Source organism: Nocardioides sp. Z13_37 (genome assembly GCF_058355585.1).
This window is the reverse complement of the sequence record NZ_JBZGDV010000012.1, coordinates 1-26101: the sequence shown is the minus strand read 5'-3', so window position 1 is coordinate 26101 and position 26101 is coordinate 1. Positions and strand designations below refer to the sequence as shown.

Sequence of the window (26101 nt, the reverse complement as noted above, 5' to 3'; positions counted from 1 at the left end):
CGGAGGGTGCGCGCGGGGCCTGCTCAGGGCAGCGGCAGCCCTCGGAGCTGCCGGCGGGAGGTGATGCCCAGCTTGCGGAAGATGCTGCGGAGGTGGGCCTCGACCGTGCGGGGGCTGAGGAACAGCTCGGCCGCGACCTCGCGGGACGTCGCCCCGGTGGCCACCACCCGCGCGATGTGCAGCTCCTGGGCGGTCAGGTCGTGGGTCGGCTGGACGGTCCGAGCGCGTGGATGCTCGCCCGTCGCGCGGAGCTCCCGCGCGGCGCGCGCCGCGAACGCCTCCGCGCCCATGTCGGCGAGGAGCCGGTGGGCGGTGCGGAGCTGCTCGCGAGCGTCACGACGACGGCCTTCGCGCCGCAGCCACTCGCCGTAGACGAGGTGCGCACGAGCCAGGTAGCCGCCCATCCGGCTGCGCTCGAGCTGCCCGATCGCCTCGCGGTAGTACTCCTCGGCAGTCGCTCCGGTGCTCGTGAGCGCCCGGGCGCACGACGCCACTCCGAGCGCCCAGGGCGCGCCGCTGGCACGTGCCCGGGCGTCGAGCTGCTCCATCGCCGGGGCGGCGCTCTCGGGATGGCCGGCACGGACGCAGGCCTCGATGAGCTCGGGGAGACTGGCGCTGCTCAGCGCGAGCTCGGGTGACCGGCAGGCCCGTGACGCGGCCTCCCGCGCAGCGGCGTAGTCGCCCAGACCGTTGTGGAGCACTGCCAGCGCGTACTGGGCCTGGGCGACGTCCGTGCTTCCGTCGGGGTAGGCGTCGTCCTCGGCGGTGGCGGCGTGGAGCGCGGTGGTCGCGGCGTGGTCGCCGCGCCAGCCGCCCAGGATGACCTGGGCGTGCCGGAGCTGGACGCCGCCGGTGGCCTGGGTGATCGCCTCCGCCTCGGCGGCCAGCTCGCCCGCTCGGGCGAGCTCGCCCATCAGGGTCGAGGTGATCGACATGAGGCCGAGCGCGGCGGGCAGCGTCGCCAGTGCGCCGGCCTCACGGGCCAGCTGCACGTTGCGGCAGGCCAGTGCGTGGAGCAGCTCGTCGTCGAGGATCGCCACCGCGTTGCGGCCGGCCAGCCACAACCAGCCGGCGCTCTCCCGGTCGCGGTCGGGGTCGGTGTCCGGGCCGTCGCAGAACGACTCGAGGGCACGTCGCAGCCGGGGGGCTCCTGCCGTGTATCCGCTCGTCAACGTCGTCGCGAGGCCGTCGAGGAGCAGGTCCACCGGTCGCGCGGGCGTCTGCGGCGGGGGAGCGTCCGCAGCCGCTGCCGCGATCTGCACGACGTCGTCGCTGCCCGTGAGGATCGCCGCATCGAGGGCGCGCAGGTAGGTCTCGCGAGAGAGCGCGGCGTCCACTGGGGCGAGCATCCTGGCCGCGTCCAGCAGCATGCCGGGCACGTCCTGGTCTCGTGTCAGGTGGAACGCGATCTGGGCACGCAGCAGCTGGAGGCAGGCGCGTGCCAGGTCGTCGAGCGGCCCGGCGGCGGCGGCCGCCACCAACGCCGACGCCGCCTCGATCGCGCCCGCCTCGTGCTTGGCCTGGGCGGCCGCCAGCGACCGGCGTGTGCGGGCGGCAGGCTCCGGTGTCAGCTCGGCCGCGCGTTGCAGGAAGGCGGCCGCAGCGGCCACGCCACCGCGGTCGCGTGCGCGGTCGGCCGAGCGCTCCAGCTCGGCGGCTGCGGGCTCGTCGGTGCCCAGGACCGCCTGCGCCCGGTGCCAGGCGCGCCGGTCGGGATCGCCCTGCGGGTCGGTGGCGACGGCCAGGGCTCTGTGTGCCCGGCGCCGGTCCGGCGAGGCGGCTGCCTGGTAGACCGCGGAGCGCACCAGCGGGTGACGGAACCGCACGCGAGTGCCGATCTCGACCAGACCGCCGGCCTCGGCGGGTGCGGCAGCCTCCGGGACGATGCCCAGGTGGGAGGCGGCGCGCCACAGCACGGCCGGGTCGCCGGTCGGCTCGGCCGCCGCCACCAGCAGCAGGAGCTGGGTCTCCGAGGGCAGGCTGGCCGAGCGGCGACGGAAGCCCTCCTCGATGCGGCGGGGCACGCTGAGCACGTCCGGCAGCTCGAAGCCGCCCGCCCGCTGTGCGGTGGGTGCGGCCCGGGGCAGCTCCAGCAGCGCCAACGGGTTGCCGCGGGCCTCTGCGGCGATCCGCACCCGTACGGCGTCGTCGAGAGGTGCGGCGACACCCGCGGCCAGCAACGTCTGGGCGTCGGCCTCGCCGAGGCCGGCCACCCGCAGCTCGGGCAGCCCGGCCAGCGGGTCGTCGTCGACTGCCTCGCTGTCACGCCTCGCGAACAGCAGCGCCACCGGCTCGGCCGAGACGCGCCGCGCCACGAACGCCATGACCTGGGCGGACGCCTCGTCCAGCCACTGGGCGTCGTCGACGACACACAGCAGCGGCGTCTCCTCGGCGACCTCGGCCAGCAGGTTGAGCGTGGCCAGTCCGACCAGGAACCGGTCCGGTGCAGGTCCGCTCTGCAGGCCGAAGGCCACGCCGAGAGCGGCCTGCTGCGGGTCCGGCAGCGCGCCGAGGTGGCCGAGTAGCGGACCGCACAGCTGGTGGAGACCGGCGAACGCGAACTGCGCCTCGGCCTCCACGCCCACCGACGTCTCCACCCGGAACCCGGATGACGCGGCCGCCGCGCAGCCCTGCTCCACGAGGGCCGTCTTCCCGATGCCCGCCTCGCCGCGCACCACGAGGGCGCCGCTGCTGCCGGAGCGCGCCCGGTCCAGCAGGCGCTCGATCTCCGCCCGTTCGGCGTGCCTGCCCACGAGGTCCAAGGCGGCGGCTCCCCCTCCGTCTGCTCGCGAGGGGGTGAGTCTCACGGAAGCGACGCGCACCCGCAAGGCCCGATCTCACGCGGACGTCCGCTCCGCGGGTCACACCAGGCCCAGGCCCTCCGCGTGCCGGCGTACGGCGTCGGTGTCCGCGGCGAGGACGAACGGCACGTCCGACCCCCACGCGTCCGAGACCCTCTCCACCCGGCCGTCGCCGGGGTCGAGCCGCACCTCGCGGATGTAGACCGCCATCACCCGGTCGGGGTGCTCGCGGACGATGTCGGCGTAGATCTCGGGGTCGTGCTCGCCGGAGTCGCCCAGCAGGACGAACCGCAGGTCGGGGTGGAGGTCGAGCACCTCGCGGATGCGGTCGTGCTTCTGCTCGCGGCCGGCCGACGTGCCGAGCAGGTCGCGCAGCAGCACGGGGCCGAGGGGGAACCCGTGGTGACGGAGGAACGCCACGAGGAACGAGTGCAGGTTCCACGGGCTCGAGGAGACGTAGAAGACCGGGTTCACGTCTGCGGCCAGGTCGCGGTAGAGCCGCGCGGCGCCGGGAAACGGCGCGCGCGTGTGCTCGGAGCCGGTGAGCGTGTGCAGCACCATGCGCGCGACGCGCTGGACGCCGGTCTGGAGGATGGTGTCGTCGACGTCGGAGATGACCCCGAAGCGGGCGTCGGGCGCCGGCACCCGCACGTCCACCGACGCCGACCGCGGGCCGGTCAGGCCCCGGTAGTGGCCGGCGAGCTCGACCGTCCCGCGCGTCCACGGGCTGGCGAGTGCCTCGTCGCCCGGTGGCAGCCGGACCAGGAAGTAGCCCTCCGGGTCGGTGACGGCATCGGTGCCCACGCCCGCCACTGTGACCCTGAGCGGCACCCCGGGCAGCTCGTCGGTCAAGAAGTTGCGCAGCGTACGGCGCAGCGCCGCGCCGACCCCCTCGCCGGCCACCGCCTCGGCCGACTGCGGGTTGTCGAGCACCCGGCCGCGCACGACCACGCCCCCGGGCCCGCCGTGGCCGAGGTAGGGCTCGATCCGGAAGTGCTCGGGCGTCCTCGACCACCGGCGCCTCAGGCGCGCACCGTCCCACGCACGCTCCGCGGCGACGACCCACCGGCGTACGTCCATGGCCCCACCGTATGCACCGGGCCGCCGTGTCGCGTGAACCGCCTCACGTCGGGCCGCGGGCGCCGCGCGTGCCCGTCCGGCCCGAATTGGACATGCCCCCGTGATCGTGTTCTGGTGGTGGGGCCGCAGGTAGTGCCCTCGCCGTGAGCGGGGCGCCTCCCATCGTGAGGTGATGCGCACCGTGGCCTCGACGCCCGACTCGACGGTGTCGCGTCCGAGCGCCCGGGAGGCGCACACAACACCCCCGTGAGGTCTGAAGCACGTGCGTGTCATCACCACACCTGTCCTGTCCGTACGCCTGCGAGGCGCCGCCGCCGGCGTCGCCGCGGCAGCACTCGCCCTGACCCTGGCGCCCGGCAGCGCCTACGCCGAGCCAGCCGCCGACGACGCCGTCGCCGTCCGCCTCAAGGTCGCCGACCAGCCGGCCGTGCAGGTCGCCACCATGCCCCGCGTGTGGCCCGGCGCGCTCCTGGAGACGCAGGGCGTCGCCGTCGACGGCAACGACCTGGTCGACGTCGTCCGCGACGGCCGCGAGGTCTCCGGCGAGCGCAAGCGCCTGCGCCAGGGCGACGTCGTCCGCCTGACCGACGTGGTCAAGAAGCGCAAGACCAAGCGCGAGAAGGTCCGCCCGCGCACCGTCGAGGTCGCCACCACCAAGCTCAAGCCCGGTCGCCGCAAGGTCGTGGCCACCGGTCGACCCGGCGTCCGCGAGATCGTCGCCGTGAAGACCCTGCACAACGGCGAGCCGGAGAGCTACCGCGTCGTGAGGCGCACGCTCGTCAAGGACCCGCGTCCGCGCCGGGTCCTCGTGGGCCGCAAGGCCAGCTCCGTCGCCGGCGCCGACGGCCTCAACTGGGCCGCGCTGGCCAACTGCGAGTCCGGCGGCAACCCGCGTGCGGTCAACCCGGCCGGCTACTACGGGCTCTACCAGTTCGACCTCGGCACGTGGCGCAGCGTCGGCGGCTCCGGCGTCCCGACGTCCGCCTCCGCCGGCGAGCAGACCTACCGCGCCAAGCTGCTCTACAAGCAGCGCGGCCGCTCGCCGTGGCCCACCTGCGGCCGGCTGCTCTGACGCTGACCGCCCGCTCGGGCAGTGGCCGCGGTCACTGCCCGATGCGGGTGCGCACCTCGTAGAGCTCGGGGAAGAACGTGAGGTCGAGCGCCCGGCGCAGGAAGTCGACGCCCGACGACCCGCCGGTGCCGGTCTTGTGGCCGATGACGCGCTGCACGACCTGGAGGTGGCGGAAGCGCCACTGCTGGAAGGCGTCCTCGACGTCGACGAGCTCCTCGCAGGTCTCGTAGACGCCCCAGTGCTCCGCGGGTGAGGCGTAGACCGACGCGAAGACGTCGACGAGCTCGGGATCGGTGGTGTGCGGCGTGGTCCAGTCGCGGTCCAGCAGCCGCTGCGGGACGGCGTAGCCCTGGCGCGCGAGGTGGGCGAGGAACTCGTCGTAGAGCGACGGCTCGTGCAGCAGCTCGTCGAGGGTGGCGCCCGCGGCCTCGTCGTGGGCGAAGACCTTGACCATGTCGGCGTTCTTGTTGCCGAGCAGGAACTCGACCTCGCGGTACTGCGCGGACTGGAAGCCCGAGCTGGTGGCGAGGAACGGCCGGATCTCGGCGTACTCCGACGGCGTCAGCGTCGCCAGCACCGACCACTGGTCGGTGAGGGTGTGCTGGATGTGCTTGACCCGCGCCAGCCGCTTGAGGGCAGGGGAGAGGTCGTCGGAGCGCAGGAGAGCGCGGGCCGAGCGCAGCTCGTGCACCAGCAGCTTGAGCCACAGCTCGCTGGTCTGGTGCTGGACGATGAACAGCAGCTCGTCGTGCTGCGGTGGGTCGGAGAGCGGCTGCTGGGCCGAGAGCAGCACGTCGAGGCGCAGGTAGTCGCCGTAGGACATCGCACGCGAGAAGTCGCGCTGGATGCCCTCCTCGAGGTCACGCTGGTTGGAGGTGACCGGTGTCTCGTCCGTTCCGGGTGCCATGGACTGCAAGGTAGTCGGTGCCCTCGTCTACCGTCGCACCATGGCCCCCGCGACCGCCGAGCGCACCCGCACCTGGGTGCCCGACTGGCCGTGCGCCCCCGCCCAGGTGCTGCGCCCGCAGCGCCGTGGGGCGGGCGACCCGACCCAGCGCCACGAGGAGTCCGGCCGGGTCTGGCGCGCCATGCGGACACCGCTGGGTCCGGCGTCGCTGTGCGTGCACCCGCGACCGGCCGCCGGTGAGGTCGTCGGCCGCGCCTGGGGCCCGGGTGCCGACTGGGCGCTCGACCGGATGCCCGCACTCCTCGGAGCCGAGGACGACCCCACCGGCTTCGAGCCGCACCACCACCCGGAGGTCGCCGCGGGCTGGCGCACCCACCGGCACTGGCGGATCGGGCGCACCGGGCTCGTGATGGAGTCCCTGGTGCCCTCGATCCTCGAGCAGAAGGTGACCGGCAAGCAGGCGTTCGGCTCGTTCCGCGAGCTCGTCCGGCGCCACGGCGAGCCGGCGCCGGGCCCGGTCGCGCCCCTGCGGCTGATGCTCCAGCCGACGCCCGAGACGATCGCCGCCATCCCGTCGTGGGAGTGGCTGCGCCTCGGTGTCGAGCCGGCCCAGTCGCGCGCGGTGGTCACGGCGTGCCGGCTCGCGTCGTCGCTCGAGCGCCTCACCGAGGTGGGCGCCGAGGAGGCCGACCGCCGGCTGCGGTCCGTGCGCGGCATCGGCGTGTGGACGAGTGCCGAGGTGCGCCAGCGCGCCCTGGGCGATCCCGATGCGGTGAGCTTCGGCGACTACCACCTCGCCAACTGGATCGGTTGGGCGCTCGTCGGCCACGACATCACCGACGAAGAGATGGGTGAGCTGCTCGAGCCCTACCGCCCCCAGCGCGGACGCGCGGCCGCGATGGCCATGGCCGGCGGCCGGACCCGGCCCCGGCGCGGACCGAGGATGAGCGTGCCGACCCACCTGCCCACCCGCTGAGGGCTCCGGTGGATCCGCACCCTCAGAGGAAGGGCCGCAGCGGCGCGAGGAAGCTCTCGGTGAACTTCCGGTTGAGGTCGCGCGCCTCCCACTCCGCCAGGGTCAGCTCGAGGCAGTTGGACTCGTCGGCGGCGAAGACCTCCTCCATCACCGCGGCGAAGGCCGGGTCGATCACCTCGACGTTGATCTCGTAGTTGCCCTGGAGGCTGAGCCGGTCGATGTTGGCGGTGCCGACGGTCGACCAGTTGCCGTCGATGGTGGCCGTCTTGGCGTGCACCATGGCGTCCTTGAAGCGGAGGATGCGCACCCCGGCGGCGAGCAGCTGGCCGTAGTAGCCGCGCGAGATCCAGTCCGCCACGATGTGGTTGGACTTCAACGGGAGCAGGATGCGCACGTCGACGCCACGGCGCGCCGCGTCGGCCACCGAGTCGACGAAGTCCTGGTCGGGCAGGAAGTAGGCGGTGGTGAGCCAGATGTTGCGGCTCGCCCGGGTGATCGCCTCGAGGTACATGCTGCGGATCGGGAAGTTCCACTGCCGCGGGACGTTCTTGTGCGTGCGGATGTGGGGGTCCCAGGCCGACGGGGTCTCGAGCAGCAGCGGCCGCTCGTCGCGCCGGAGCCGGTGGTGCCGGTTGAGGTTCCACAGGTCGGCGAACGCGCGCTTGAGGTCCCACACGCCGGGGCCGACTATCCGCACGTGCGTGTCGCGCCACTCGGTGGCGTACGCCGAGCCGATGTTGTAGCCGCCGACGAACGCGACCTCGTCGTCGACGACGAGGATCTTGCGGTGGTCGCGGCCGTAGCGGCGCAGGTCCCAGACGCGGAACCCGGCGGTCCACATGGGGTAGCGCAGCACCTTGAGCGACGACGGGAACCGCTTGAAGGCGGGGGACACGACCAGGTTGGCGAAGCCGTCGTAGATGCAGTGCACGTCGACACCACGGTCGGCGGCGGCGGCGAGGGCGGTCTTGAACTTCCACCCGATCTCGTCGCCCTTCCAGATGTAGGTCTCGAAGAGGATCTGCTTCTTCGCCCCGTCGATGGCGGCCAGCATGTCGTCGTAGAGGTCGCGGCCGAAGGTGTAGGTCGTGATCTCGCTGTCGCCGACCGGCACGGTCTCCGGTCCGGTCACGGGGAACGGCTTCGGCCGCTTGCCGCGACGCCGGTAGGAGTCGACGAGCGAGAGCGCGACGGCGACCGTGAGCTGGAGCCCGACCAGCGCGAGCAGGGTGCGCCGTAGGGCGGTCAGCGTGCGGGCGACGGTCACAGGGGTCAATCTAGCGACGCCGGCCCCACCGCCGTCCGCGACCCGCGGCAGCGGCTCAGGCCAGGCCGAGCGCGCGGTAGCGGTCGGCGCGCAACGCTCCTCCGCGCCCCGGTCCGCTCAGGTCAGCCCCAGCGCGGCGTAGCGCCCGACGTCGCACGGTCGGTCGGAGAGCACCCGGAAGAGCGCGGCACGCAGCATCGCCTGCCCCGGCGCGCCCGAGCGCCAGTCGTCGAGCGCGACGACGGGGGCGCCCAGCCACAGCACCGCGTCGAGCACGCACACCGCCTCCGCCCACAGCGACGGGCGCCAGGCGGGGGAGAGGTCGACCACGAACGGGATCCCGGTCGCGTCGAGCAGCACCTTGCGCGCGAGGTCGGCGTGCACCAGCTGGTCGGTGCCCAAGTCGGTGCCGTCCAGCCCCGCGACGAGCCCGGCGACCAGGTCGGCCAGGCCCGGCTCGGTTCGCCCGGCCGCGGCCGCCGCGGCCGTACCGTCGTACGCCGCTCGCTCCGCCACGGCCCACCGGTCGGTGCGCGCGTCCAGGCCGGCGGGGCGTTCCGGCACGAAGGCGGCGAGATGGGCGTGGAGCAGGTGTGCGGTGGCCCGCAGGGCCGGGAGGTCGTGGCAGGGGGTGGCGCCGGGCTCGAAGCGGGTCGCCGCCCAGCCGTCCACGGTCAGGTTGCCGTCGCGGGCCGGGACGGGCAGCGCGAGCCGCAGCGACCGCGGCTCGGCCTCGTCGAGGCGCACGGCGAGCCGTGCCTGGATCGGCGCGAGCCACGCCTCGGACTCGTCGTGGCCCGGGGTCAGGGCGAGGTCGCCGGCACGCCAGGCGCCGCGGCCGCCGGGCAGCGGCTCGAGCACGCCCTCGGCCGCGAACAGGTCGAGCGCGCGGTCGGGCGGCTGGGACGGGTGGGGCACGATCCGAGGCTAGGACCGGCCCGTCGGACAGGACAAAGTGGCGCCTCGCGCCCGGGGCTGCGTGTGCACCACGACGGCAGGCGGGGTTCGTCCTGTCGGACACGCCGGGTGGTCGCCCGGTCGGGGCGCCCGCCGCCGGGCCTGTCGTTGTCGGTGGCTCCGCGTACGCTCGACCCATGCGTCCAGTCACCGATCTGCAGCGCCGGGTGGCCCCCTTCAAGGTGGTGTCCGACTACCAGCCCTCAGGCGACCAGCCGGCCGCGATCAAGGAGATCGTCGGCCGCATCCAGGGCGGCGAGAAGGACGTCGTGCTCCTCGGCGCGACCGGCACCGGCAAGACCGCCACCGTCGCCTGGGTCGCCGAGCAGCTCCAGCGCCCGGTCCTGGTGCTCCAGCCCAACAAGACGCTGGCCGCGCAGTTCGCCAACGAGCTGCGCCAGCTCTTCCCCCACAACGCGGTGGAGTACTTCGTCTCCTACTACGACTACTACCAGCCCGAGGCCTACGTCCCCCAGACCGACACCTACATCGAGAAGGACTCCTCGATCAACGAGGAGGTCGAGCGGCTGCGCCACAGCGCGACCAACAGCCTGCTCACCCGCCGCGACACCATCGTGGTCTCGACGGTGTCCTGCATCTACGGCCTCGGCACGCCCCAGGAGTACGTCGACCGGATGCTGCGGCTCAAGGTCGGCGAGGAGCACGACCGCGACTCGGTGCTGCGCCGGCTCGTGGAGATCCAATACACCCGCAACGACATGTCGTTCACCCGCGGCACGTTCCGGGTGCGCGGCGACACGCTCGAGATCTTCCCCGTCTACGAGGAGCTCGCCATCCGCGTGGAGTTCTTCGGCGACGAGGTCGAGCGGCTGATGACGCTCCACCCGATCACCGGCGAGGTGGTCTCCGACGACACCGAGCTCCACGTCTTCCCCGCGACCCACTACGTCGCGGGCCCCGAGCGGATGGAGCGGGCGATCCGGGGCATCGAGCTCGAGCTCGACGACCAGCTCGCCGCGTTCGAGAAGCAGGGCAAGCTGCTCGAGGCGCAGCGGCTGCGGATGCGCACGACCTACGACGTGGAGATGATGCGCCAGGTCGGCTCGTGCTCGGGCATCGAGAACTACTCGATGCACATGGACGGCCGCTCCCCGGGCAGCGCGCCCAACACGCTCCTCGACTACTTCCCCGAGGACTTCGTCCTCGTCATCGACGAGTCCCACGTCGCCGTGCCCCAGGTCGGCGGCATGTACGAGGGCGACATGTCCCGCAAGCGCAACCTGGTCGACCACGGCTTCCGGCTGCCCAGCGCGATGGACAACCGCCCGCTCAAGTGGGAGGAGTTCGTCGACCGGATCGGCCAGACGATCTACCTCTCCGCGACGCCGGGCAACTACGAGCTCGACCGCGTCGGCGGCGTCGACAACACCGTCCAGCAGATCATCCGGCCCACCGGCCTCATCGATCCCGAGGTCGTGGTCAAGCCGACCAAGGGCCAGATCGACGACCTGATCCACGAGATCCGCGAGCGCGCCGACAAGGGCGAGCGCGTCCTGGTCACCACGCTCACCAAGAAGATGTCCGAGGACCTCACCGACTACCTCCTCGACGCCGGCATCCGCACCCGCTACCTCCACTCCGAGGTCGACACCCTCAAGCGCATCGAGCTGCTGCGCGACCTGCGCCTCGGCGAGTACGACGTCCTCGTCGGCATCAACCTGCTGCGCGAGGGCCTCGACCTGCCGGAGGTGTCGCTCGTCGCGATCCTCGACGCGGACAAGGAGGGGTTCCTGCGCTCCGACAAGTCGCTCATCCAGACCATCGGCCGCGCGGCGCGCAACGTGTCGGGCCAGGTCCACATGTACGCCGACAAGATCACCCCGTCGATGGAGGCCGCCATCGGCGAGACCAACCGTCGGCGCGCGATCCAGGTCGCCTACAACACCGAGCGGGGCATCGACCCGCAGCCGCTGCGCAAGAAGATCGCCGACATCACCGAGATGCTCGCCCGCGAGGACGAGACCACCCAGGAGCTGCTCAAGACCTGGGCCGACGTCGGCCAGAAGGGCCGCGCCGGAGGGGTGAAGGCCGGCAAGTCCCCGACGCCGGCCCTGTCACGGATCCACGACGAGGCGCCCGACACCGCAGGCATCCCGAGCAGCGACCTCGCCGAGCTCATCCAGGAGCTGACCGACCAGATGAAGCACGCCGCCGCCGAGCTCCAGTTCGAGGTGGCGGCGCGGCTGCGCGACGAGATCTCCGAGCTCAAGAAGGAGCTGCGCCAGATGATGGAGGCGACGAAGTGAGGCGGCTCAGCCCTCCTCCCGCCTCCTGAGCTCCTTGCGCTCCTTCTTCTCCAGCCGTCGGGTCTCGGACTCGATGAGGTCCTCCTTCTGCCAGACCACGCGCCCGGCGTTGAGCCCGGTGCCGAGCATCACGAAGAGCGGCCACGGGAACTGCTGGCCGGTGGCGAACCAGATCACCCAGCAGATCAGCGAGGCCGAGAGGAAGCCCCACACGGCCTGGCGGCGCTCGGCGAGGTAGGCCCTCGTCGCCTGCTCGGGGATCGACGAGCGCGGGGCGGGTGCGGCGGTGGGCAGGTCGGCCACGAGCGGCACCAGGTCGCCGAGCGTGCGGCTGGCGAGCAGCGCGTCGGCGCGCTCGTCGTACTCGGCCCGGGTGAGCCGGCCCTCGGCGAAGGCATCGGCGAGCACGGTCTCGATCACCGCGCGGTCGCGGTCCGACGCGCGCATCACCGCATTGGCGGAGCTGCGCGGATCGTGGTCGAACTGGCTCCACACCTCGATGCCTGGCACGACGCCCATCGTAGGCACGCGCGCCGACGGCGGACGAGACGACTCGTCCGCCGTCGAGCGTAGGCGCGGTGGATCAGGGACAGCTGGTGGTGACGCTGGTCTGCGCCGCAGTGAGGGCCGCCTGGGCCGCGGTGAGGCCGGACGTCGCGGTGGCGAGGCCGCGGTTCGCCTCGGCGAGCGCCTTCGTGGCCCGCTTCACCTTCTTCTTGCTCTGCTTCACCTTCTTCTTGGCCTTCTTGACCTTGGCGACCTGGTCGTCGCCGCCGGCCTTGGCGTTCTTCTTCGCCTTCTTGAGCGCCTTCTTCGCCTTCGTGAGGGCCTTCTTGGCCTTCGCCAGCGACTTCTCGGCACTGCTCACGCCCGGGGTCGCGGCGGCGACCGCGGCCGCCGACGCGGTGACCTGGTCGGTCGCGGTGGTCGAGGACGCCTGGGCCGTCGTGCACGCGACGGAGGCGCTGTCGGTGAAGGTCAGCGAGTCGATGCCGACGTACTCGCCGTTGTCGTCGGTGTCCTTGACGTAGTAGCGGAAGGCAAGGCAGCCCGAGACGTTCGCGGTGGCCAGACCGGTCAGCGGCACCGAGTACGTGGTCCACTCCCCGGGGTAGCCGTCCCTGACCTGCTCGGGATTGATGCTGGTGAGGAGGGTGGTGAAGTCGCCCACGCCGTCGGTCGTGGTGCCGGGGTCGCAGGAGCCGTTGGACGACATCCGCACCTCGAGCCGGTCCGGGTAGTCCGTCACGAGCGAACGGGTCCAGAAGGAGAGCACGTCGGTGCTCGACAGGCTCGTCTGCTGCGGCATGATGAGCCAGGCGCTCACGTCGTCGTTGCCGCTGCCATAGCTGACGCCGACGAAGGAGTCCTCGGCGCCGGCGTGGGCCGTGAAGAGGTCGGCGTCGCCCTGGCTCCACGAGGGCTCGGGCTCGGGGTCGGTCGGGTCACTGAGGTTGACCGTCCGCCAGGTCGTCAGGGCGGCGACGTCGTCGAAGCCCTCGCTGATGCTGGCTGCCTGCGCGGGCTGGACGGTGGTGACGGCCAGTGCGCCGGCCACGAGCCCGAGGGCGGCGGTCCTGGCGGTGCGTCGGAACAACGACATGCTGAGGTGTCTCCTGGATCGGTCGGTGCGTCGACCTCGCGTCGACGCGTTGCGCCGCGACCCTAGGGACGCCGAACGCCGTTCCGCAGCAACACCGACAGGACTTTGCCGTCGGACCCGGAGGGGTGAGGTCGGGTGCCCGGGGCATGGCTAGCCTCCGCTCCATGAGCACCCCCATCGACCTCGGACGCCCCGTCTCCGGCGACGTCATCGACCTGATCCTCGAGGACCACCGCCGTTTCGAGACCCTCCTGCGGCAGCTGCGCGACAGCTCCTCCGACCGCGACGCCGTGCGCAAGGCGCTGTCGGCGCTGCACGTCGCCCATGCCGAGGCGGAGGAGAAGCACGTCTACCCCAAGTTGGAGCGCAAGAACGCGATCACCGAGCACGAGGCCGAGCACGGCGAGGAGGAGCACGCCGAGGGCCACGAGGCGATGCTCAAGGTCCTCGAGCTCAAGAGCACCGACACGCAGGCGTTCGACGACGCGGTGGAGGAGCTGGCCACGGCGCTCAACCACCACCTCACCGAGGAGGAGCTCACGATCCTCAACCCAGCGCGCGACGAGGTCAGCGAGCGGATCCGCGTCGAGCTCGGCACGGCCTTCGCCACCGAGCGCAACGCCCAGCTCGACGCCGACTGCGGCTCCCTCGACAACGTGCGGCGCATCGTGGAGGCCGCCGAGCGCGACGGTCTCCTCGACGACGAGGACGACGGGGACGACGGGGACGACGAGGACTGAGAGCCCTCAGCGGCGGTGGCGCATCATCGTGAGCCCGACCATCCGGGCCACGACCATCGCGACGTAGAAGACGCCGACCATCATCTCCACCATGACCACCGAGCGGGCTTGCTCGCCGACGGCGACGATGTCGGACAGCCCGACGCTGGTGAGCGTCGAGAACGACAGGTAGAGCAGCTCGAACCAGGTGTGCTCGAAGCCGGACGCGTTGGTGAACGAGTCGGGCCACACGACCTGCACGACGGCGAAGACGTAGGCGAAGCCCCACGCCACCACGGTGAAGGCCGCGCCGGTCGCGTAGTACTCGTCGGTCGTGACCTCGTCGTCGTGTAACAGGTAGCGCAGCATCACGTAGGAGACGTAGAAGTAGAACGGCGCGTGCAGCATCCCCGAGATCAGCAGGATCGTGTCGGTGTCGGGGAAGACCGCCTCGAGCAGCGTGAAGACGATCGTCGGGGCGCCGAGGACGAACACGACGCGGCTCACGTGCGGCGTACGCCGCACGGCGAGCACCGCCGACCCGACCGCCAGCATGCCGATGACGCCGAGGAACCCCCCGCCCAGTCGCGAACCGCCCAGGAAGGGCCACGCGAGCACCTGCAGCAGCTGGGCGGCGAGCAGCATCGCGGACGGGTGCAGCGTCACCTGCGGGAGAGGTCTGCTCACGAGCATGCAGTCTAGGGACGCGCGGCAGCGGCACCCGGAGGCTCGGCTGGGCTAGGTTCGCCCCGTGGGAGCGCGAGCGGGGCGATGGACGGCCGGCGGGCTCGCCGTCGTGCTCGTCGCGTTGCTGGTCGCCATCGGGCTGGTCGTCACCTCGCAGGACGAGGTCGACGCCGAGCTGACCGCTGCCCACCAGGACGTCGCGGCGGCGGCGCGCGCCGAGGCCATGGCGTTCCTCACCGTCGACCACCGCGACATGGACCCCCTCGTCGACGCCGTGCTCGACGGTGCGACCGGTGACTTCGCCGAGCAGTACGCCTCGCAGCGCGACACCCTCACCAGCGAGGCGGTCCGCACCGAGGCCGTCTCGACGCCCGAGGTCGTCGCGCTGGGGGTGGGCGACCAGGCGGACGACACGGCCACGGTCCTCGTCGCGGCCAACAGCACCGTCACCAACACGAGCACCGGCAGCGAGGGACAGGTGCGCTACTACCGGCTGCGTCTGCGGCTCGTGCGTGAGGGCGGGCGCTGGCTCACCAGCGACCTGCAGTTCGTGAGGTGACGGCCATGACCACTCCGACCCCGACCCCGACCCCGGTCCCGAGGCGCTGGCTGCTGGTGCTGGGCGCGCTCGTCTGTCTCGCCGCAGGCGCCCTGGCCTGGGTCGTGGTCGACTCCGCCGACGATCCGGCTCCGACGGTCGCCACCGCCGACTCGGCCGATGCGACGCTCGTGTCGTCCGCGGTCAAGGACGCGGCGCGCGAGCGCGCCGCCGAGGCTGCCGCAGCGGCCTACGGCTACTCGTGGGAGACCCTCGCCGCCGACAAGGCCGACGCCCGCGACCTGATGACGAGCGCCATGCAGGACCGCTACGACCGCACGATGGCCGGCGTCGCGACCGCGAGCCGCCGCGACCGGACGGTGGTGCGCGCCGAGGTCGTCGACACCGCGCTGGTCTCCGCCTCCGCGTCGTACGCCCGCGTGCTCGTCTTCGTCAACCAGCGCACCTCGGCCCGCGACCTCGACCGGCCGACCCTCGACCTCGACCGGGTGCTGGTGACGCTGCGGCGCACGGGCGGGGAGTGGAGGGTCGACGAGCTCGACGCCCTGTGATGGACCGGCCCTTGTGGCCGGGACGCCCCGACGGAAGGATCCGCGACGTGGACGACGTGACGACCGACCTGCTGATCATCGGAGCCGGCCCCACGGGGCTGTTCTCGGCCTACTACGCCGGGTTCCGCGGGATGAGCGTCGCGGTGGTCGACTCCCTGCCCGAGCTCGGCGGCCAGATCACCGCGATGTACCCGGAGAAGGCGATCCTCGACGTCGCGGGGTTCCCGAGCGTGAAGGGTCGCGACCTCGTCGAGGGGCTGGTGGAGCAGGCCGCGACCGCTGACCCGACCTACCTGCTCGACCGCACCGCCATCACGCTCGAGCACGGCGAGGACCAGGTCGTCGTCACGCTCGACGACGGCCTCCGGGTCACCGCCGGCGCCGTGCTCATCACCTCCGGGATCGGCAAGTTCAGCCCCCGCCCGCTGCCCGCCGGCGAGGGATGGGTGGGGCGCGGCATGGAGTTCTTCGTGCCCAGCTTCGCGCCGTACGCCGGCAAGGACGTGGTCGTCGTCGGGGGAGGCGACAGCGCCTTCGACTGGGCGCAGCACCTCGAGCCCATCGCCGCGTCGGTCACCCTCGTCCACCGTCGCGACGCGTTCCGGGCCCACGAGCGCACGGTCGCCGCCGTCCGGGACTCCAGCGTGGAGATCGTGACCAACGCGCAGGTCACCGAGCTGCGCGGCGCGGCGCACCTCGAGGAGGTCGTGGTCGCCGTCGACGGCCAGGACCCCCACGTACGACCGGCGCAGGCGCTGGTCGCGGCCCTCGGCTTCATCGCCGACCTGGGCGCGATCCAGCAGTGGGGACTGGAGACGCACAAGCGCCACGTGGTGGTCGACTCGGCGATGCGCACCAACCTTCCGCGCGTCTTCGCCGCCGGCGACATCACCGACTACCCGGGCAAGGTCCGGCTCATCGCGGTCGGCTTCGGCGAGGCCGCGACGGCGGTCAACAACGCCGCCGTCGTCCTCGACCCGGCGGCCCACGTGTTCCCCGGCCATTCCAGCGAGGGGTGAGGGCGCGGGCGGCTACTTGTCAGTAGGCATAATGGCCAGGTGCGCATCGCCATGCTGTCCTACCGGAGCAAACCCCACTGCGGAGGGCAGGGCGTCTACATCCGGCACCTGAGCCGCGAGCTCGTCCGGCTCGGCCACGAGGTGGAGGTGTTCTCCGGCCAGCCCTATCCCGACCTCGACGAGGGTGTGGGGCTCACCAAGGTGCCGAGCCTGGACCTCTACCGCGAGCCCGATCCGTTCCGGGTGCCGCGGCTGCGCGAGTTCCGCGACCGCATCGACGTCGAGGAGTTCCTCACGATGTGCACGGCCGGGTTCCCCGAGCCGAAGACGTTCAGCTCGCGCATCGCCCGACTGATGAAGGAGCGCGCCGGCGACTTCGACATCGCCCACGACAACCAGGTGCTCGGCACCGGCATCATGGCGCTGGAGTCCTACGGGCTACCGGTGGTCGCCACGATCCACCACCCCATCACCATGGACCGGCAGATCGACCTCCAGACCGCGCCGACCTGGCGCAAGCGGCTCACGCTGCGCCGCTGGTACGGCTTCCTGCGCATGCAGACCCGCGTCGCCAGGCGCTACCGCAAGATCCTCACGCCGTCTGAGTCCTCGCGTCGCGACGTCGCCCGCGACTTCGGCGTCGACCTGGAGCGCATGCAGACGATCCTCCTGGGCGTCGACGACGTCTTCGCGCCTCCCACCGCACCGCGGGTGCCGGGCCGCATCCTCGCCATGGCCAGCGCCGACGCGCCGATGAAGGGCATCGCGACCCTGCTCGAGGCGTTCGCCAAGCTGGCGGTCGAGCGCGACGTGTCCTTGGTGCTGGTGACCCGTCCCGAGCCGGGAGGACGCACCGAGCAGCTCATCGACCAGCTGGGCATCGCCGACAAGGTGCAGTTCGTCAACGGCGTCAGCGACGCCGAGCTCGTGGAGGTCATGGGCTCCGCCGAGGTGGCGTGCGTGCCGTCGCTCTACGAGGGCTTCTCGCTGCCGACGGCCGAGCTGATGGCGTGCGCGACGCCGCTGGTGGTCTCGCGCGCCGGCGCGATCCCGGAGGTCGTCGGCCCCGACGGCCAGTGCGCCGACCTGGTGACCCCCGGAGACGTGGGGGAGCTCGAGCACGCGCTCGCCGCCCTGCTGGACGACCCAGAGCGGCGTACGGCGATGGGCGCGGCCGGCCGCGCCCGGGTCGAGGAGATGTTCAGCTGGCGTGCCGTGGCCGAGGCCACCGCCGCCGCCTACGAGGAGACCATCGCCGACTTCCGGCGTGAGCGAGGCCTGCGCGAGCAGGACCAGGAGGAGAGCATCCGTGCTGACCGTTGACTTCGACCGGCTCGGGCTGCGTCCGGGCGACCGTGTGCTCGACATGGGCTGCGGTGCCGGCCGGCACGCGTTCGAGATGTACCGGCGCGGCGCCGACGTCATCGCCTTCGACCAGGACGCCGACGAGCTGGCCACCGTGCGCGAGTGGTTCACCGCGATGCGCGAGGCGGGTGAGGTGCCCGCGGCGGCCGAGGCCGACGTCAAGGAGGGTGACGCGCTCGCGCTGCCCTTCGCCGACGGCGAGTTCGACCGCATCGTGGCCGCCGAGGTGCTCGAGCACATCCACGCCGACGTCGACGCCATCAAGGAGCTCGTCCGGGTGCTGCGCCCGGGCGGCACGCTGGCCATCTCCGTGCCCCGGTGGCTCCCCGAGCTCGTCAACTGGAAGCTCTCCGACGACTACCACAACGCCGAGGGCGGGCACGTCCGGATCTACACGGCCGAGGAGCTCGTCGACAAGGTCACCAAGGCGGGCCGGTCCAACGACGGCACGCCGGGTGACGCGATGGTCTTCCTCGGCAAGGACCACGCCCACGGCCTGCACACGCCCTACTGGTGGATCAAGTGCGCCGTCGGCGTGACCAACGACGACCACCCCCTCGCCAAGGCCTACCACCGGCTCCTGGTGTGGGAGATCATGAAGAACCCGAAGGCGCTCCAGTACGCCGGCAAGGTGCTCGACCCGCTCATCGGGAAGAGCATGGTGCTCTACTTCCGCAAGCCCGCATGATCCTGACCCGCGCCCAGGTCGAGCAGACCGCGGCGACGATCGCCGCGGCCCAGGAGCCGTCGGGCGCCATCCCGTGGACGGCGGGGGAGCACACCGACGTGTGGAACCACCTCGAGGCGGCGATGGCCCTGATGGTCGGCGGCCGGCGCGAGGAGGCCGAGCGGGCCCTCGACTGGGTGCGGGCCACGCAGCGCCCCGACGGCTCGTGGCCGATGAAGATCGTCGGAGGCGAGGTCGAGGACCACTCCGGCGAGTCCAACATGTCGGCGTACGTCGCGGTCGCCACGTGGCACCACTGGCTCATCGCCCGCGACGAGGAGCTCGTGCGCCGGACGTGGCCGACGGTGCGCCGCGCGCTCGACTTCGTGGTGGGGCTGCAGCTGCCGTTCGGCGGGATCGCGTGGTCGCAGGAGTGGCGCGACGGCCGTCCCGGTCCGGTCAACGAGCAGGCGCTGCTCGCCGGCTCGTCGAGCATCTACCACTCCCTGCGCGCGGGCGTGGCGCTCGCCGGGCTGGTGGGGGAGCCGCAGGTCGAGTGGGAGCTCGCCGGTGGCCGGCTCGGCCACGCCCTCCGGGTGCACCGCGACCTCTTCCTCGACAAGTCCAACTTCTCGATGGACTGGTACTACCCGGTCCTCGGCGGTGCGGTCCGCGGGCCGGCGGCCCACGCGCTCCTCGCCGAGCGGTGGGACGCGTTCGTCGAGCCGGGACTGGGCATCCGGTGCGTCTCGGAGAACCCGTGGGTGACCGGCGCCGAGACCTGTGAGCTCGTGCTGGCCCTGGAGGCCCTCGGCGACCGGGAGCGCGCGCTCGAGCTGCTCGCGGCGATGCAGCACCTGCGCACCGACGATGGCTCCTACTGGACCGGCTACGTGTTCCCCGACGACGTCAACTGGCCGGTCGAGCACACCACCTACACCGCTGCGGCCGTCGTGCTGGCCGCCGACGCCCTGGGAGACTGGACGCCCGGCGCCGACATCATGCGCGGCACCACGCTGGCGCCGGACTTCGCCGAGATCGGCCTGGAGTGCGGCTGCGCACGCGACGAGGACCCAGCAGAGGACTCAGCCGAGCGGGTCGCCGGCGTCGCCCGCCGTACGGCGTAGCACCCGCATCGAGCCGACCGCGTCGACCTCGGAGAAGGCGCCGCTCGCGATCGCGGGCAGGTAGATGTCCTCGTAGGGAGGCCGGCCGCCGTCGGCCGGGTCGGGGAAGACGTCGTGGATCACGAGCACCCCGCCCGCCTCGACCCACCACGGCCAGGTGCGGAAGTCGGCGCGCGCCGGCTCGACGCCGTGGCCGCCGTCGATGAAGAGCAGCGACAGCGGGGTGCGCCACCACCTTCCGACCGTCTCGGAGCGACCCACGACCGCCACCACGTGCTCCTCCAGGCCGGCCGCGGCGATCGTCCGGCGGAAGGTGGGCAGGGTGTCCATCAGCCCGAGGTCGGGGTCGACGAGGCTGTCGTCGTGGTGCTCCCAGCCGGCCTGGTTCTCCTCCGAGCCGCGGTGGTGGTCGACGGTGAAGACGGTGCCGCCGACCTCGCGCGCCGCGCCGCCGAGCCAGACCGCGGACTTCCCGCAGTAGGTGCCGACCTCGAGGGCGGGGCCGTGGGGGAGCTGCTCCCGCGCCCACCGGTGCAGCAGCGCGCCCTCGTCGTCGGGCATGAAGCCCTTGGCCGCGCGGGCGTGCTCGAGGAGGTCGGAGGGGAGCGAGGCGGGGGACGGCACGAGTGGAGAGACTAGTGCGTGTCACGTCGGCGACCGCAGGGTCGTCAGGAGGGTGAGAGCAACCACCACCCACACCCGGGAGCAGCCATGAGCAACCACACCATCGTCATCCCCGCCGCCGACCTCGAGTCCGCCACGGCGTTCTACCGCACGGCGTGGGGGACCGAGCCGCACACCGAGACGCCTACTACGTGGGGTTCAACCTCGACGGGCAGGAGATCGGGCTCAACCCGCAGGGCGAGCGGGACGGGATGACCGGGCCGGTCGTCTACTGGAGCACCGACGACCTCGCCGCCAAGGTGGCCGAGGTCGAGGCGGCCGGCGGGACCGTCGTACGCCCCGTGACCGAGGTGGGCGGCGGCACGTCCCTGGCCCTGCTGACCGACCCGGCGGGCAACCAGATCGGCTTCATCACCCAGGCGGACGGCTAGCGCGCGTCCGCGTCCTGACGGATCCCGTCGGGCTCGACGCCGCTGTCCGCCGCGAGGCCGTGGCGCCAGGTGTTCCAGTGCCAGGTCAGGTAGCGGTCGACGGCGCGCACGGCGTGCGTGCTGCGGATCGAGTGGAAGACGTCGAAGGCGTGCTGGGCGCCCGGCAGCTCGGCGTAGACGACCGACTTCCTCGAGGTGCGCCGCAGCTCGGCGACGAACAGCCGGGCCTGGTCGACCGAGACCAGGGAGTCGAGCTCGCCGTGGATGACGAAGAAGTCGGGCGCGTCGGGCGTGACGCGCAGGATCGGCGAGGCCGCCTCGTAGACGTCGGGTGCGTCCTGCCACGTCGTCTGCAGCACGCGGGGGCCGAGGAAGGCGTCGCGCATGCCGATCGCGTTGGCCAGGCCGGTCGAGCCGGCGAAGTCGTAGACGCCGTAGAACGGCACCGCCGCCTGCACCGAGGTGTCGGCCTCCTCGAACCCCGGCTGGAACGCCGGGTCGCCGGGCGTCAGGGCCGCCAGCGCGGCGAGGTGCCCGCCCGCGGAGCCGCCCGTGACCACGAGGTAGTCCGGGTCGCCGCCGTAGTCGGCGATGTTGTCCCGGACCCAGGAGATGGCGCGCTTGACGTCGACGATGTGGGCCGGCCACGCGTCGCGGGGGGAGAGGCGGTAGTTGATCGCCACGCAGACCCACCCCTTGGCGGCCATCCGGTTCATCAGGGGGCGTCCCTGGTGCTCCTTGGCGCCCAGCGTCCACGCGCCGCCGTGCACCTGCAGGAGCACCGGGGCGTCCTTGATCGCGTCCTCGGCCGCCGGCAGGTAGATGTCGAGGTGGCCGCGCTTGCCGGCCTCGGAGTAGGGCAGGTTGCTGATCACCCGGACGGCGTCGTCGCGGAAGTCGAACGGCCGCGCGAGCCGCCGCCAGGGGGTCGCCAGGTCGGCCGGGTCGGGAGCCTCGTCGAGCTGCTCGACGTAGTCGACGCCGAGCCCCTCGACCAGGGCGTCGTCGAGGCGCTCCCCGGCCCGCTGGCTCTGCCGGATCATGCTGGCCAGGCCGAGCGCGCTGGCCCCGGCGAGCGCGAGCCCCGCCTTGGCGCGGATGCCGCCGCGACGGCGCTTGGTGAGGTGGGCCGCCGCGTCGAGCGCGGTGAGGGCCAGCATCTGCGGGGCGGTCTCGCCGAAGAGCCACCCGGCGGCGAACGCGGGGAGCCCCGTCCGCCGCCCTCGCGGCGGGCGGAGGGCGTTCGCGGTGAGAGCGGCGATCACGGCCTGGCGGGTCAGGAAGCTCACGCCCCGTAGGTTACTTGCCGGTACCAGTGGCTGTCCCGGAAGCCGGACCGGGCCCGCGTCAGGCGAGCCCGTTGAGCACGGCGTAGCCGGCGCACAGCACGCCGGTAGCTGCGACGGCGGTGCCGGCGAGCGTCGTGAGCGCCACCCGGCTGCGCAGCCGCACGGCCACCACCCCGAGGAGGACGACGCCGAGAGCCAGGCACAGCACCCAGTAGACGGGGCTCGTGGTGTCGCCGACGACCGTCAGCCCGTAGATCCCGTCGGCCACCAGCACGCCCGCCAGCGCGCCGGCGCCGAGCGCCGCACGGACGGCGTGGCCTCCGACGACCGCGGCCGCGGCGGCGCCGACGAACGGGCCGGCGACGAGGCCCACGACGCTCCAGAACAGCGGGTCGTAGGCGAGCCCACGCAGCTCGGAGGCGACGGTGTAGCCCAGGACGAGGCTGACGAAGGACACCACTCCGAGGACCGCCCCCGCGGCCACGGTCGGCCGCACCGCGGCGATCATCAGCGCTGTCAGCACCGTCCAGCCGGAGGGAGAGTTGGCGAACGACGCCAGCGCGTCGGGCAGCGCGCCCTGCGCCCACGACGTCAACCCGCCCAGCACCAGGCTGCCGCCCACGACGACGAGTGCGGACAGGGGCCATCGGGCGGCGGGGCTCATGGCTCCATTCTCGACGAGGCGGGGCGCCCGCTCCAGCGATCCGGGCGACGGCGGCACCTGAGTACCGAAAGTCGGTACCGGAGGACGAGCCCGCGCACTACGGTCGTCCCCGATGACGGGGATGCACGCCGACGAGCACGTGGCCGACGACGAGACCGTACGACGACTCGTGGCCCAGCAGCTGCCCCAGTGGTCCGGGCTGCCGGTGCGGCGGCTGCCGCCGGTCGGCACCGACAACCAGCTCTTCCGCCTCGGTGACGACCTGCTCGTGAGGATGCCCCGCATCCCCGGGCCGGCCGCGACGGTGGCGTTCGAGCACGCGTGGCTGCCGCGACTGGCGCCGCACCTGCCGGTCACCGTCCCGGCGCCGGTGGCGCTGGGAGAACCGGGGGAGGGCTTCCCGTGGTCGTGGACGGTCGTGCCGTGGATCGAGGGCGCGACGCCGACGGAGGCCACCTACGACCCGGAGCGGTGGGCGGTCGAGCTCGGCGCCTTCGTGCGGGCCTGTCGCGCCGTCCCGGGCATGGACGGACCGGTCAAGACCGAGGGGCGCGGCGCGCCGCTGCCCGCCCTCGACGCCTGGGTGCGGGAGTGGACCGCCCGGGCGGACCCGAGCCAGGTCTCCCTCGACGCGGTGCTGGCTGTGTGGGACGACGCGCTCGCGGCGCCGGCGTACGACGGCGAGCCGTGCTGGTTCCACGCCGACCTGCACGACGGCAACCTGCTGGTGCGCGAGGGCCGCCTGGTCGCGGTGATCGACTGGGGCGCCGCCGGGCGCGGTGACCCGGCCATCGAGCTCAACGCGATGTGGGGCTACGTCCCGTCGTCGGTCGCCCAGCTCTACCGCGAGAGCGTCGGGCTCGACGAGGCCGCCTACCGCCGCGCCCGCGGCTTCGCGCTGGCCCCCGCCATCAGTGCCTGGACCTACTACCGCGACACCGCCCCGGAGACCTCGCGGGGCGCGCTGGAGACCGTGCGCCGGCTCGTCGCCTCGCTGGACGGGTGAGCCGGACCCGGCTTCGGTCGTGGCGCCTCAGAGCTGTTTGCGCATGTGCACGTCGTCCCTGCCGGGCGTCGGCACCGACTCCCAGCGGAAGATCTCCTCGTAGCCGAGCCGCTGGTAGAACGCGGGCGCCTGGAAGGTGAACGACGTGACGAAGACGTGCGTGCAACCTCGATCGAGCGCCTCGCGCTCGAACGCTGCCAACGCCTTGGCGCCGACACCGGATCCCCGCTGGTCCTCGTGCACCCAGGTCATCCCGATCCCAGCGGCCTGGCCCCAGGTCCAGCCCGAGACTCCCGCGATCAGCTCGCCGTCCTGCTCGACCTTGACGGTGAGCTCGACGGCCGGAGCAACATCGGCGGTCGCGCCAGCGTTGTACCGGTCCAGCTCGTCGTTGAGGCGCTGGTCGAGTGCCGGGTCCTCCGTGCCGATCACGATCTGTGCGTCTCGCATGACCGGAGCGTATCGGCGCGCCCGGACGCGCGCCGCCGTTTTCGGACGGGGTCGCGCGCTGCGCGGGCGGGGCAGTGGGCGTGCGCGGCCACGGCGTGCGATCTCGCGCCGCGGGTCGTCCAGCGAGCATGGCAGGGGGGAGGACGGTTCGGTGCGCCGAGACGTGCCAGTTGCCCCGTCAACCTGATGGGTGGCGGGGTGTGGGGGCGGGGTCATGGTCGTCGGGGGCGCGGGATGCCGGGCGGTGGGTCGGGCGCGTCGATCCTCGTGGTGCCGGTGGGGTCGCGGCGGTAGCGGTGGCCGTGGGGGCTGGTCCACTCGAACGCCCCGGGGCCGGTGGTCTCGTAGCGCCAGGCGGTGTGGGTCTTGAGGCGATGATGCGACCGGCACAAGGCGGCGAGGTTGTCGCTCTGGGTCGGCCCGGGCTGTGGTCTGCCCTCGGCGGCGGCGGCGTGGTCGTAGGGGATGACGTGGTCGATGTCGCAGCCGCGGGCGGGGCGGGTGCACCACGGGAAGACACAGGTGCGGTCCCTGAGGACGATTTGCTCGCGGAGCCGGTCGGGGACCTCGTAGGCGTCGGTGTGCAGCTGGGCGTTGAGGTCGATGACCGGCTTGATGGTGATCTTGGTGCGGGAGTCGGCACACCAGTCCTTGATCTGGTCGAGCAGGACGAGCCGCTGGCCCTCCTCCAGGCGACCGGTCGGACCGAATACGGTGGCGTCACCGGAGAACGTGGCGTCGACGTGGGCGTGCAGCACGACCTCACGAGCAAGGGGGAGCCCATCGTCACCTCGTGCCGCGGTGGCCCCTCTGTGGTGCAGGTCGAGGGCGGTCTGCGTCCGGGCGAGGTCACCGAGAGCGGCGGACCGCCTGGCGTCCAACGACTCCACGGAGCCCAGCGCGGCGAGCGTGGCGGCGCCGTGGGCGAGCGCGCGGTCGAGGTCGATGGCGTCGGCCATGTCGAGCTCGGCCTCGAACCTCATCGTGCCCGCGAAGTGGACCTCCTGGTCGTGGAGGGTGGCGTGACGGGGGTCGACGTAGAGGTAGCCGTCCTCGGGGTCGGCCGACCGGTCGGGGACGGCGAGGTCGAATCGCTTGATGGTCTCGGCGACGAGCCGGTCGAGCTGCGCCGGCCCGATCCTGCCGGCCACGGCAGCGACCTGCGCGTCCACGAACGCCGCCGCCTCCCGCGTGAGGGACGGGGTGGTGTGGATGGTGGTCTCGGCGACCGCACGGGCCCGCCACGCCGGCACCCTGCCGGAGTGGACCTGAGCCCACAGCCGGGGGAGGCGGTGGCGCAGCTCGAGTGCGTGGCCGATGAGCCTCTTCGCCGACACCGTCGAGATGCCGAGCACCGAGCCGAGCTCCGCGACGCAGAACTCCGCCACCAGCGGCGCACCATCACCCGCGATGGGCTCCTCGTGCTCACAGCCCGGCACGGTGAACGAAGCCGCGGAGTGGATCGACTCCGGCGGGTGCAGATCGGCCCACCGCGCTGCCACGTCGAGCAGGTCGGCCGCGGCCCGCTCCTCAGCAGCCTTGCGGTCACGAGCGAGTGCGAGCAGATCACCGGCGGTGAGGTCATCGACCTCGTCCGTCCCCGGCCTCGCCAGCGTCTCGATCATGCGTTCGATTTTACCGTCGACCACCGACATCCGCACTGACGTCTCCACAGGCGCCGAGCCAACGCCCGAGCGTGTCTCCCGGCCCACCACAGCCCACTCCGCGAAGATCTTCCAGCCCGGCGCCCACGGCGACCACCCGGGGACCGATGCCCATGAGTCAAACGCGGTGCGTCGTCCATCCGACTCGCGACCACGTCGGTGTGCTCGCCACCCTGCCCTTGAGCGGGTCCACGGGGCGAATGTCGCAGGAGCTCGGCGCAGTCCAACTGGGTGTGTCTCTATCCGGCGCGTCAGTTGCCGCATCGCCCGATCAGGCACACCAGTGGCAAGGTGCTGTCTCGTGGACGACACAGCAGCGAGAACCAACCTGCACAACTACTTGAAGCAC

The 26101-nt window shown here is 72.6% G+C and carries 25 protein-coding genes; 12 read left to right on the top strand and 13 right to left on the bottom strand.

Features of this window, described 5'->3' with window-relative positions; translation table 11 throughout:
* Window positions 1–23: 23 nt before the first annotated feature.
* Both AC4H2S_RS20245 and AC4H2S_RS20240 read right to left on the bottom strand, forming a co-directional pair.
* Window positions 24–2807, bottom strand: a complete 2784-nt coding sequence (locus AC4H2S_RS20245; RefSeq protein ID WP_491498789.1) for an ATP-binding protein — start codon at window positions 2805–2807, stop codon at window positions 24–26.
* Window positions 2808–2861: 54 nt separating this feature from the next.
* Window positions 2862–3881, bottom strand: coding sequence for an App1 family protein phosphatidate phosphatase (locus AC4H2S_RS20240; RefSeq protein ID WP_491498788.1), 1020 nt, complete (start codon window positions 3879–3881; stop codon window positions 2862–2864).
* A gap of 262 nt (window positions 3882–4143) precedes the next feature.
* On the opposite strand from AC4H2S_RS20240, the gene AC4H2S_RS20235 reads away from it, so the two are divergent.
* On the top strand, window positions 4144–4953 hold the full coding sequence (locus AC4H2S_RS20235) for a resuscitation-promoting factor (RefSeq protein WP_491498787.1): 810 nt from the start codon (window positions 4144–4146) through the stop codon (window positions 4951–4953).
* A gap of 31 nt (window positions 4954–4984) precedes the next feature.
* Here the strand turns inward: AC4H2S_RS20235 and kynA are convergent, their stop codons facing one another.
* A complete protein-coding gene (kynA, locus tag AC4H2S_RS20230) occupies window positions 4985–5860 on the bottom strand; it encodes a tryptophan 2,3-dioxygenase (RefSeq protein WP_491498786.1) in 876 nt (291 codons plus the stop codon).
* Window positions 5861–5900: 40 nt separating this feature from the next.
* On the opposite strand from kynA, the gene AC4H2S_RS20225 reads away from it, so the two are divergent.
* Window positions 5901–6836: a DNA-3-methyladenine glycosylase family protein gene (locus AC4H2S_RS20225; RefSeq protein ID WP_491498785.1), complete on the top strand. Its 936-nt coding sequence runs from the start codon at window positions 5901–5903 to the stop codon at window positions 6834–6836.
* 22 nt (window positions 6837–6858) lie between these two features.
* Here the strand turns inward: AC4H2S_RS20225 and AC4H2S_RS20220 are convergent, their stop codons facing one another.
* Entirely contained in the window at window positions 6859–8103 is a 1245-nt protein-coding gene (locus AC4H2S_RS20220; RefSeq protein ID WP_491498784.1) for a phospholipase D-like domain-containing protein, read from the bottom strand.
* A 117-nt stretch (window positions 8104–8220) separates the two neighbouring features.
* Window positions 8221–9021: a hypothetical protein gene (locus AC4H2S_RS20215; protein ID WP_491498783.1), complete on the bottom strand. Its 801-nt coding sequence runs from the start codon at window positions 9019–9021 to the stop codon at window positions 8221–8223.
* A 176-nt stretch (window positions 9022–9197) separates the two neighbouring features.
* Here AC4H2S_RS20215 and uvrB point away from each other — a divergent pair, with 176 nt between their 5' ends.
* On the top strand, window positions 9198–11327 hold the full coding sequence (gene uvrB / locus AC4H2S_RS20210; protein WP_491498782.1) for an excinuclease ABC subunit UvrB: 2130 nt from the start codon (window positions 9198–9200) through the stop codon (window positions 11325–11327).
* A gap of 6 nt (window positions 11328–11333) precedes the next feature.
* Here uvrB and AC4H2S_RS20205 read toward each other — a convergent pair whose 3' ends face one another.
* Together AC4H2S_RS20205 and AC4H2S_RS20200 are read right to left on the bottom strand one after the other, a co-directional pair.
* On the bottom strand, window positions 11334–11837 hold the full coding sequence (locus AC4H2S_RS20205; RefSeq protein WP_491498781.1) for a DUF1707 SHOCT-like domain-containing protein: 504 nt from the start codon (window positions 11835–11837) through the stop codon (window positions 11334–11336).
* A 73-nt stretch (window positions 11838–11910) separates the two neighbouring features.
* Complete coding sequence (locus AC4H2S_RS20200) at window positions 11911–12930, bottom strand: choice-of-anchor J domain-containing protein (RefSeq protein WP_491498780.1); 1020 nt, start codon at window positions 12928–12930, stop codon at window positions 11911–11913.
* A 164-nt stretch (window positions 12931–13094) separates the two neighbouring features.
* Between AC4H2S_RS20200 and AC4H2S_RS20195 the strand changes: the two genes are divergently transcribed.
* The gene (locus AC4H2S_RS20195; RefSeq protein ID WP_491498779.1) at window positions 13095–13670 is read left to right on the top strand and encodes a hemerythrin domain-containing protein; all 576 of its coding nucleotides are present in this window, start codon (window positions 13095–13097) and stop codon (window positions 13668–13670) included.
* A 6-nt stretch (window positions 13671–13676) separates the two neighbouring features.
* On the opposite strand, the gene AC4H2S_RS20190 is transcribed toward AC4H2S_RS20195, so the two are convergent.
* On the bottom strand, window positions 13677–14336 hold the full coding sequence (locus AC4H2S_RS20190; RefSeq protein WP_491498778.1) for an ion channel: 660 nt from the start codon (window positions 14334–14336) through the stop codon (window positions 13677–13679).
* 64 nt (window positions 14337–14400) lie between these two features.
* On the opposite strand from AC4H2S_RS20190, the gene AC4H2S_RS20185 reads away from it, so the two are divergent.
* The 6 genes from AC4H2S_RS20185 to AC4H2S_RS20160 are packed head-to-tail and all read left to right on the top strand — an operon-like array spanning window position 14401 to window position 19624.
* Window positions 14401–14895 carry an Rv1363c family protein gene (locus AC4H2S_RS20185; protein WP_491498777.1) on the top strand — a complete coding sequence of 165 codons (495 nt, stop codon included), beginning with the start codon at window positions 14401–14403 and terminating at the stop codon, window positions 14893–14895.
* A gap of 5 nt (window positions 14896–14900) precedes the next feature.
* On the top strand, window positions 14901–15446 hold the full coding sequence (locus tag AC4H2S_RS20180) for a hypothetical protein (RefSeq protein WP_491498776.1): 546 nt from the start codon (window positions 14901–14903) through the stop codon (window positions 15444–15446).
* A gap of 47 nt (window positions 15447–15493) precedes the next feature.
* Complete coding sequence (locus AC4H2S_RS20175) at window positions 15494–16465, top strand: NAD(P)/FAD-dependent oxidoreductase (RefSeq protein ID WP_491498775.1); 972 nt, start codon at window positions 15494–15496, stop codon at window positions 16463–16465.
* Between the two features lie 39 nt (window positions 16466–16504).
* A complete protein-coding gene (locus AC4H2S_RS20170) occupies window positions 16505–17788 on the top strand; it encodes a glycosyltransferase family 4 protein (protein WP_491498774.1) in 1284 nt (427 codons plus the stop codon).
* Window positions 17775–18518, top strand: a complete 744-nt coding sequence (locus AC4H2S_RS20165) for a class I SAM-dependent methyltransferase (RefSeq protein ID WP_491498773.1) — start codon at window positions 17775–17777, stop codon at window positions 18516–18518. Before AC4H2S_RS20170 ends, AC4H2S_RS20165 begins: the two co-directional genes overlap by 14 nt.
* A complete protein-coding gene (locus AC4H2S_RS20160) occupies window positions 18515–19624 on the top strand; it encodes a prenyltransferase/squalene oxidase repeat-containing protein (RefSeq protein WP_491498772.1) in 1110 nt (369 codons plus the stop codon). Before AC4H2S_RS20165 ends, AC4H2S_RS20160 begins: the two co-directional genes overlap by 4 nt.
* Here the strand turns inward: AC4H2S_RS20160 and AC4H2S_RS20155 are convergent.
* Window positions 19583–20248 (bottom strand): class I SAM-dependent methyltransferase, encoded by a 666-nt coding sequence (locus tag AC4H2S_RS20155; protein ID WP_491498771.1) that lies wholly within the window; start codon window positions 20246–20248, stop codon window positions 19583–19585. The two genes, AC4H2S_RS20160 and AC4H2S_RS20155, sit on opposite strands and share 42 nt — an antisense overlap.
* Window positions 20249–20403: 155 nt before the next feature.
* On the opposite strand from AC4H2S_RS20155, the gene AC4H2S_RS20150 reads away from it, so the two are divergent.
* Entirely contained in the window at window positions 20404–20679 is a 276-nt protein-coding gene (locus AC4H2S_RS20150; RefSeq protein ID WP_491498770.1) for a VOC family protein, read from the top strand.
* On the opposite strand, the gene AC4H2S_RS20145 is transcribed toward AC4H2S_RS20150, so the two are convergent.
* Both AC4H2S_RS20145 and AC4H2S_RS20140 read right to left on the bottom strand, forming a co-directional pair.
* Window positions 20676–21968 carry an alpha/beta hydrolase fold domain-containing protein gene (locus tag AC4H2S_RS20145; protein WP_491498769.1) on the bottom strand — a complete coding sequence of 431 codons (1293 nt, stop codon included), beginning with the start codon at window positions 21966–21968 and terminating at the stop codon, window positions 20676–20678. The genes AC4H2S_RS20150 and AC4H2S_RS20145 overlap by 4 nt on opposite strands.
* Window positions 21969–22026: 58 nt before the next feature.
* Complete coding sequence (locus tag AC4H2S_RS20140; RefSeq protein ID WP_491498768.1) at window positions 22027–22632, bottom strand: DUF6518 family protein; 606 nt, start codon at window positions 22630–22632, stop codon at window positions 22027–22029.
* Window positions 22633–22744: 112 nt separating this feature from the next.
* On the opposite strand from AC4H2S_RS20140, the gene AC4H2S_RS20135 reads away from it, so the two are divergent.
* Window positions 22745–23638: an aminoglycoside phosphotransferase family protein gene (locus AC4H2S_RS20135; protein ID WP_491498767.1), complete on the top strand. Its 894-nt coding sequence runs from the start codon at window positions 22745–22747 to the stop codon at window positions 23636–23638.
* Window positions 23639–23665: 27 nt separating this feature from the next.
* Here the strand turns inward: AC4H2S_RS20135 and AC4H2S_RS20130 are convergent, their stop codons facing one another.
* Together AC4H2S_RS20130 and AC4H2S_RS20125 are read right to left on the bottom strand one after the other, a co-directional pair.
* Window positions 23666–24088, bottom strand: coding sequence for a GNAT family N-acetyltransferase (locus tag AC4H2S_RS20130; RefSeq protein ID WP_491498766.1), 423 nt, complete (start codon window positions 24086–24088; stop codon window positions 23666–23668).
* Between the two features lie 212 nt (window positions 24089–24300).
* Window positions 24301–25713 carry an HNH endonuclease signature motif containing protein gene (locus AC4H2S_RS20125; protein ID WP_491498765.1) on the bottom strand — a complete coding sequence of 471 codons (1413 nt, stop codon included), beginning with the start codon at window positions 25711–25713 and terminating at the stop codon, window positions 24301–24303.
* Between the last annotated feature and the right edge of the window lie 388 nt (window positions 25714–26101).